Below are 9176 nucleotides of genomic sequence, written 5' to 3'. Positions count from 1 at the left end.
GTCCGCATTGTAATACGTTAACTTAAAAACTTCCAATTTCTACTTGAAACTACAATTGGAATTATCTCATCTAAATCTGCATAGTTTCTTTAAACGGACTAAAAGTCCTCTCCTATATCATGCTTATTTTCACGGACTACAAGTCCGCGCTAACGGTTGAAACTAAATGAACATGGTTTGTCATAATACTCCATGCCAAAACATTACCATAATTTAGCCTAATTATAATTTAATGAGTATTCAAAAATAATTTTATCAAACCTGACCTCCAGAATATTAACCTGCTGAACATCTACGTACTTAACAGGAAAAATGGAAAACATTTGCCCTTTTGTAATAGTTTTATCAGTACATTCTAAACAATTCTCTATGCTAGATATAAAGCCCGGAAATTCACTTTTATCTATACTTAATACATAAACCATATTTCTATCACCATTCCATTGCCTTAAACGTGGTATCCATGTCCAAGCATTTTCTATACGAATCACAACGGAACTGTTCGGTAAATCAGCATTAAATTCGTACTCTACTCTAAAAACTGATTTTACATATAAAAAATAGAAAACGAGTATTATAGAAATACCAATAAATGTAATTTTACTTATTTTCCGTATCATAGCTTGTTACCTCAGTGTCTTTTACTATTTTTCCGTTTGCGCGGACTTGTAGTCCGTGTGTACTCTTTTGAGGACTTACAGTCCGCAGTGTAATACGTTAACTTAAAAACTTCCAACCCCTACTCAATATTACAACTTTCAATACACTTTCCATATCTGCATAATTTCTTGCGCTTGAATAAATATAATGTTCAGGGAACTCAACAACTCGTGCTTTAACCGGATTATTATGAATGTAGCCTAACTTTTGTTCTAGAAACTTTTGAGTACGTATTTCTTCAGCGTGGAAACCTGTTTGCCAAACTTTGTATTTCTGATTACGTTTCAACTTCTCACAAGACTTTTTAAAAAAATCAAGCATCCATTCTCTTCGACTTTCAGGCTCTTCTTCTATTGTCAAAACTATCTGCTTGCTCGTAAATCTTTTAAAATCTCTAATGATGTCTGACAATGGAACTTCTTCATCTGAACTCTGACAGATTATATGAAGATGATTAGACATTAAACACCAAGCATAAATAACCAACCCTTTATTTTCTTGACAATATTTCAAAGATTCCACCAATCGTTCTTTCTGTATCTCTCTTGTAAAAACATCTATCCACCCTACAATTGTTGTTGTAATATAGTAGGGTTTAGCGTTATCATTAACTTTATACTTAGTTGACATACAACTAAAATAATAAATATATCATCATCGATACTGTCTAACAGAAGTAATTTATCAATTCGCTGTTTTATATAATTTCAATACGGACTAAAAGTCCTCTTCTCTTTCACGCTTATTTTCACGGACTACAAGTCCGTGTGTACTCTTTTGAGGACTTACAGTCCGCATTGTAATACGTTAACTTAAAAACTTCCAATTTCTACTTGAAACTACAAATAGAATTATCTCATCTAAATCTGCATAGTTTCTTTAAACGGACTACAAGTCCTCTCCTCTTTCACGCTTATTTTCACGGACTACAAGTCCGCGCGAACGATACCTCTTTCGAATAGATTTAGATAATACAAACACCACTACATTGGGTTTTGCTAAATCCAACCCTGTACCTATTCTTTACAAATTTGAATGTTAAAACACGTCTACTTTACCTTATCCTTATTTAACAACATCAGCACCAATGGCAACAGCATCATGTCTGTAATCACGGCAAATAACAAGGTCAAACTCACAAAAACTCCAATGTAAAACGTACTCATAAAACTGGAAAAAATTAAACTACAAAACCCTCCCAACAAAATGATTGAAGTAATTAAAATCGCTTTTCCTGTGGACAAATAAGTTCGTTTTATCGCATACAGATTGCTCTTTCCTTTCTTTATTTCTTGAGCATATCTACTCAGGAAATGAATGGTATCATCTACTGCAATTCCAAAAGCTACCGTAAAAACAATAGATGTGGTAATGTTTAAATCAACGCCAAAAAAACCAATGATTCCTGCTACCATTAAAATAGGGTATAAATTAGGTATCAGAGAAATTAATCCCATCTTAATGGATTTAAATAAGATAGACATGATAACAGCGATCAGTAAAAAGGCGATCCCTAATCCAGACAAAACATTCATCGCTAAATATCGACTACTTTTATCGATAATGACTGGCGTTCCAGTTAATTTATAGTCGATTAAGGTGGTGTCAATTTGAGTTTCATAAAATCGTTGTAACGTATCATTTCGAAAAAGCACTTCTCGACTTCCAGGATCTACCATTCGGCCACTTAGTCTCGCCATTTTCCCATCCTCAGAAATGATCTCTTTCAATTGGGCCTGCATTCCCATATCTTGAAGCATATCTGAAATATAGTCATACCGCTTCTCTTTATCAGGAAAGGTATAAAACTCAGGTTTCCCGCTTCGCATGGCACGGTTGATATATTTAAATGGCGTAGTGGGACTAATCATTTGACCTACTTGATAATGTTCTGTCAAATAATCTTCCATTTTATTGATTTCATGCATCACTTCGAAATCATACACACTACTCCCCTGCCTCTTAGTAACTATCGCCATTTCAAAAGGTCGAATTCCTTCAAAATTGTCCTCAAAAAATCGCATCTCTTCTGCTAAAGGATCATTTTCTCCCAATTCTTGCATTAAGAAATAATCAAATTTTATCAATGACATCCCAACAATTGATAGAACAGCAATAACAATATAACTTCCCAATACAGCCTTTCTATGATACAATAGCCATAAAAAGAACTTTCGCAAGAAATGATCCCATCCCGAATTTGATTGATTGGTGTCCACCACCGTTGGAACTTTAACTAAATAGAAAATAGCAGGAATAAAGACGATAGCCACCACGAATGCGCACATGACGCCAACAGCAGTAAAAATCCCAAAATCTTTGACTGGTTCCATGTTGACAAAAATGAGGGTAACAAATCCCAACGCAGTTGTAATTGAAGTTAGTAAAGTTGCCAAACCAACATTCTTTAGCATGTTTTTTATCGCATCTAATTTGGATCTGCCTAAACGGATTTCTTCCAAATATTTTGCTACCAAATGCACCACATCACTCATCCCAACAACCAGCATAATCACTGGAAGTAAAGTCGTCATCATATTCAATGGCCTTCCGAATAATTGCATAATTCCTAAACTCAAAACCACCGAAAGCAATACGGTAGTCATCGGGATTAGAATTCCCCAGAAGGAACGATACGCAATGATTAAAAAGATAATGAGAATAATAATTGAAATACCCATAAAGGTTGCAAACTCTACCTTCATGATATCAATGTAGATCTGCTGTCCTAAAATTTTTCCAATCACATAAATTTGCTTAAAATCAGTTTGATCAACTAGGATTGTGATTGCTTTACTTAATTCATCGGAATCTTCCTTATTGATGAGTTCCTTATTCTTTAAAACGATAACAACTACCCCCTTTTCCAACTCTACAACGCTAGAAATTGGGTCGTTTGAGGTTAAAATAAACAACGAATCTTCTAAATATTTTTCAGGCTGATCAACATGAAAATAGGGCTGTTGAAACTCACCGATTGATGAGAAATCGATTTTAGGGTATTGGGCTTCAATGGGAGAAATGACTTCACGAACATGTGGTAACTTTTTAAGTGAATCGGTGAAATCTATTACCTTTTTAAGAAATACTTGATTAAATATTCCATTTTCGCTTTTTAAAGCAAAAAGCACAAAATCATTGTCGTTTTCAAAAGTAGATCGATATTCCTTAAAAAAATCAAGATCGTCGTCTTCCTGAGGGAAAAACTTTTCAAAATCGTAATCAAATTTTAATTGTATCGCTTGATTGGCACTAAAAATAGTAACCAACAGCACCATCGCCAAAGCTGTGATACTGAATTTTTTATATTTATCGTTCATTCTAAAAATTAGATCATTCCAAAGTTAGTTGTTTATAACTGCATAGTGCAAAATTTGTTCATGCAACTTTGCTAAATACTATCCGTCTCAAAAGTTGATTATCATCTGTCAATTATCCTTAAATTTACAGATAGTCTATAAACTCTGCTGTGATAAATAAAATACTACATACTTTTTTATTTTTATTTCTTGGCCTGCTAACTCAAAATAGCACTGCTCAAGGCACGCCTTTTATTCAAAACAAAGGACAATGGCCAGATAATGTATTTTATAAAGCAAATATTCCTTCTGGAGGTTTATTCCTTGAACAAACCGGATTTACTTATTATTTTACAGGGAAAGCAAACCATGCCCACGAAGCTATTGAAGAAAATTACGATCACTTAGAAGAAATAAAAGAATCAGTTATCAAAACGACCTTTTTGGGTGCTAATATTTCTACTGACGTAACATCTTCAGGAGAACAAGCTCCTTTGTATAATTATTACATTGGAAATGATCCCAAAAATTGGGGCTCAGGTGCAAAGAGTTTTGAAACTGTTTTGTATACCGATTTATACAAAGGCATTGATCTGAAAGTATACCAATCTGCCGAGGTTGGTTATAAATATGATTTCCTGGTTGATCCAAACGTAGACCCTTCTCAAATAAAAACGAAATATGTCGGACACAAAGAAATTTATCTTTCAGAGGGTCATTTAATCATTACACACAATGTTGGTCAATTAGTGGAAGTCAAGCCTTTTGCGTATCAACTTATCAATGGGGTTAAACAAGAAGTGAGTTGCCATTTCGAAATCAAAGATAGTATAGTTACTTTTTCATTTCCAGAGGGCTATGATCAATCAAAAGAGTTGATTATTGATCCAGATTTAATTTTTTCTACATTCTCTGGCTCTACATCGAACAACTTTGGAATGTCTGCTACATATGATAAATATGGCAATGGCTACACTGGAGGAGTTGTATTTGGAAATGGCTACCCAACCACTGCTAATATGGCTCAAGATACCTTTGCAGGAGGATCTGTAGATGTTGCTATTTCAAAGTATTCGAGTGACGGTAGCCAGCTAATTTACACTACCTATTTCGGAGGTTCAAATACTGAGATGGTACACAGCATGGTGGTAAACTCTGCTGATGAATTGCTTTTCTTTGGAACGACAAGCTCCACAAACCTGCCTACAACCCCTCAATCATACGACACAACATTTAATGGTGGCACCTCCGTTTCTGCTTTAAACTATTTTGGAAATGGATCTGATATATTTATTGCTAAAATATCAGCCAATGGCGACCAATTTCTTTCAGCCACCTACTTGGGTGGTTCTGAAAATGATGGATTAAACCTTTTCTCCAATAATAACGGTTTTGATTATTCCAATCGATTACTTTACGGTTACGGAGATCAAGCCCGAGGAGAAATAAACATTGACCCTTTTGATAATGTATTTATAGTCAGTTCTACCTATTCCACAGATTTTCCTACCTCTACTAATGCATTTTCTAGCACCTTAAACGGAAAACAAGATGCTGTTGTGGCAAAATTCTCCCCTGATTTAAACACATTATTTTGGAGTACATATCTTGGTGGCGCTGAAAATGATGTTGGTTACACTGTACGAATTAACAGCATAGGCAATATATACATCGCAGGTGGAACTAAAAGTACCAACTTTCCCAGCACTACTAATAGTTTTAGTCCAACTTATAATGGTGGAGTTACCGACGGTTTTGTGAGTAATTTATCTTCTGATGGTTCTTCATTGCTCAATTCTACTTTTATTGGCACCAATGATTACGATCAAACCTTCTTCATAGATATTGACAAGTATGATGATGTGTACGCCTTTGGACATAGTTTTGGTGGAAATTTTCCGGTATTCAATTCAAATTATGTTAATGTTGGAGCCGGTCAATACATCATTAAATTAGATTCAAATTTAACGACTAATATTTTTTCTACCACAGTCGGCAGCAATGCGGGAACAGGCAGAATTGATATTGCTCCGACTGCTTTTTTAGTTGATCGCTGTCAAAATATTTTCTTCAGTGGTTGGGGAACTAGAAATGGAACCTACCCGGGGTTTTCACTTTCCCAATCTTTAAGTTCATCTATGCCAATAACATCGGATGCATTTAAATCAACTACACATGGCTCTAATTTCTATTTCATGGTACTCAGAAAAGACGTGGATAGCCTAATTTTCGGTTCATTCTTTGGTGGTGTTGCACCATCGGGTGAACATGTAGATGGTGGTACTAGTCGATTTGATCAAAACGGAATCATATATCAATCTGTTTGTGCTGGCTGCGGTGGCAATAGTAACTTCCCCGTAAAAAACGCTTATTATCCAACCAACGGCTCTTCATTTTGTAATAATGCGCTTTTCAAAGTATCCTTAGAAGTTAATCCTGAAGCCCGCGTATTTCTTGAAAAAGACAGCATTTGTGCACCTGCTACTATTGAATTGGTGAATACCAGTAAAAATATCAACTACTTCTATTGGGATTTAGGCAATGGGGTTTTGGATTCTATAAATAAAAAAGTAAGTAAAACCTTTTCTCAACCCGGCGTCTATTCGATCAAATTAGTTGTAGGAGATTCAATTTGCGGCACATCTGACACACTTATTAAAGAAATTAAAGTATTCAATGCTGATCTCACACTTGCTAAATTGAGAGACACTGTTCTTTGTTCCAATGACAGCATTACGCTGATCCCAAATTTGGGAGGAACCGTATTAGACATTATTTGGAGTGATGATAGATCTTTTACAGATCGACTAAATGCTTCAGGAATATATTCGATCAAATCATGGACTGCAACTCAACAAATGTATTACATTGAAGTAAAAGGCCCTGGATGTAGCATTTTCGATTCAATCTTGGTGACGAATAAAATCATAAACAATAATTTCACAATTAGTGATACATCAGGTTGCTCTCCTCTTAGCGTAAATTTCAGTAACCTAAGCAGCAACTATGATTCTTTAGTTTGGACATATAACAATCAATTGTTTAGCAATAATTTCAGTCCGTCTTTTACCTTTAACAATGCAGGCATTTATACGATTAAATTAAAGACGATAAATGCTTTATGCAACACCCAATTGACTTCAACTAAAAAAATTGAAGTGTATCAATCCATTAAAATGGATCCGATTAATGACACATCAGCATGCAGTGGAAAGGACTTATTGCTTCGAATAAACGATTACAATACAGCCAATCGATTTATTTGGTCAACTGATAATAAATTCACAGATACAGTATCAAGTTCAAAGTCTCTCCAATTAAGGAACATCGATACACCTAAAAGATACTACGTTTCCATTTCAAACGATTATTGCGATACTACAGTATCATTTATGGTGAATGTGCCAATTTTAAATATCGAACTTTTAGACTCCCTAAATAAGTGTAACAATGATACAATACTAATTGAGGCAAATATTGGGAACAGTTCTTCGAATTTAATTTACAATTGGTCCCCAAACACCAATATTCTAGGAAATACCAACTCCAATAAAATATTGACCAATACCAAGAACAATATCACCTATTATTTAGATGTTTCTGACAAATTAGGTTGTCATTTTAATGATTCTATTTATGTCAAGGTATCAGCTCCTTTGGTGGATGAATTATTTCCATTTACAATAAGTGATAGTGTGCCTTTAGGCAAAGCTATTTTCTTAGAATCTGATCTTAAAAAAGAAAGTTTTAACTACCAATGGACGCCTGAGAAACTAGTGGAATCACCTAACTCTCCAATTACTAGAACTATTGCCAATTCTGACACGTTATACCAATTGTTTGTGTTTGATGAAGCTTCTGGATGCTCCTACAAAGGACGGCTGCGCATAAATGTATATGATGATGAATGCATGGCCCCACATATTTTTGTACCTACGGCATTCACTCCAAATAACGACTTCAGCAATGATGTTCTCTATGTAAGAGGTGATTTGATTGAGACCTTTAACTTTCAAGTTTTTAATAGATGGGGAGAGTTGGTATTTGAATCGAATGACTTATCAGTGGGATGGAATGGCAATTATAAAGGAAAATCAGCCCAAGAAGGTGTTTATGTATTTCAATTAAAGGCAAAATGCTATAGTGGTCAAGAATATTTCTTAAAAGGTGATGTAACATTGATTCGATAATGAAAAAAAGGGCCATTTACTTTTTATATTTATCCTTATTCTTCTCCATTTCTGTTGGTGCACAAGATCTTCATTTCTCACAGTTCAATCAATCTCCTCTAAACCTTAACCCCTCACTTACGGGAAATTTTAACTCTTCTTATCGGCTGATTGCCAATTATAGAAATCAATGGAGTTCGGTAGGAAAACCATACAAAACCTTTTCTTTTTCTGGAGAAGCTCGCGCCCTATTTGGAGTAAAAAAAATAAGTTATGGCCTTTTATTTTACAATGATAAAGCAGGAGCTGGAAACCTCAACAAGTCCAACTATGGAGTGAGTATAAATTATAGTCAAAATTTAAATTACGATTCAAGTTTGTCCCTAAGTTTTGGAACTTTATTGGCTTTTCAGCAATATAAAATAGACTTTACTCAATTGTCATTTGATCAACAATACGATGGATATTCATTCAACTCCAACTTAGTGAATGGAGAAAATTTTTCACAAAACAGCTACGGTCATTTCAACCCCTCATTTGGAGTGCATCTTAATTATGTGATCAACTCAAGAAATGCCATTAAGATTGGTTACGCCATGCACAATATTTTAACACCGAAGAATTCATTTTTCGATAAAAATAGTGTTATTCTAAAACGCAGAAATACCTACCACTTCTCTTCCAATTTTGGATTGAATCAAATGCTAGACATCCAGCCAACAATACTTTATATGACACAAGGTGAATTTAAAGAAATGGTTGTAGGCACCAATTTTAGGTATTATCTAGAACGTACAAAATATTCCAAAAAAGCTTTAACCGCAGGTATTTATTATAGAAATCAAGATGCGGCATTTGTATCGGTGGGATTTGAAGTAGCGAGCACAACGTTAGGTTTAAGCTATGATTTTAATACTTCTGACTTAAATACTGCAACAAATAAAAACGGAGGGTTTGAGATTTCTATTATTCATTTGATTTCCAATTACAAACCTTCCTATAAAAGAGGAACGAAATGTCCTAATTTCATGTAATTTATGAAAAAAGT

4 protein-coding genes are annotated in these 9176 nt (G+C 34.6%); 2 read left to right on the top strand and 2 right to left on the bottom strand.

The window, feature by feature from the left end; all coding sequences use genetic code 11:
• Positions 1–717 precede the first annotated feature (717 nt).
• Positions 718–1290: an REP-associated tyrosine transposase gene (locus ACTB0X_RS15770; protein ID WP_463025993.1), complete on the bottom strand. Its 573-nt coding sequence runs from the start codon at positions 1288–1290 to the stop codon at positions 718–720.
• 419 nt (positions 1291–1709) lie between these two features.
• Complete coding sequence (locus ACTB0X_RS15765; protein WP_463025992.1) at positions 1710–3980, bottom strand: efflux RND transporter permease subunit; 2271 nt, start codon at positions 3978–3980, stop codon at positions 1710–1712.
• A 149-nt stretch (positions 3981–4129) separates the two neighbouring features.
• On the opposite strand from ACTB0X_RS15765, the gene ACTB0X_RS15760 reads away from it, so the two are divergent.
• Both ACTB0X_RS15760 and ACTB0X_RS15755 read left to right on the top strand, forming a co-directional pair.
• Positions 4130–8149 carry a DUF7948 domain-containing protein gene (locus ACTB0X_RS15760; RefSeq protein ID WP_463025991.1) on the top strand — a complete coding sequence of 1340 codons (4020 nt, stop codon included), beginning with the start codon at positions 4130–4132 and terminating at the stop codon, positions 8147–8149.
• Positions 8149–9162 carry a PorP/SprF family type IX secretion system membrane protein gene (locus ACTB0X_RS15755; protein ID WP_463025990.1) on the top strand — a complete coding sequence of 338 codons (1014 nt, stop codon included), beginning with the start codon at positions 8149–8151 and terminating at the stop codon, positions 9160–9162. Before ACTB0X_RS15760 ends, ACTB0X_RS15755 begins: the two co-directional genes overlap by 1 nt.
• Positions 9163–9176: the final 14 nt, after the last annotated feature.

It is taken from the genome of Acidiluteibacter sp. (assembly GCF_055129545.1).
This window is presented reverse-complemented; position numbering and strand designations above follow the sequence as displayed.

Excerpts from the sequence above, each read along its gene's own strand:
- ACTB0X_RS15770 (WP_463025993.1), bottom strand. The coding sequence starts at position 1,290 with ATGTCAACTAAGTATAAAGTTAATGATAACGCTAAACCCTACTATATT.
- ACTB0X_RS15765 (WP_463025992.1), bottom strand. The coding sequence starts at position 3,980 with ATGAACGATAAATATAAAAAATTCAGTATCACAGCTTTGGCGATGGTG.
- ACTB0X_RS15755 (WP_463025990.1), top strand. The coding sequence starts at position 8,149 with ATGAAAAAAAGGGCCATTTACTTTTTATATTTATCCTTATTCTTCTCC.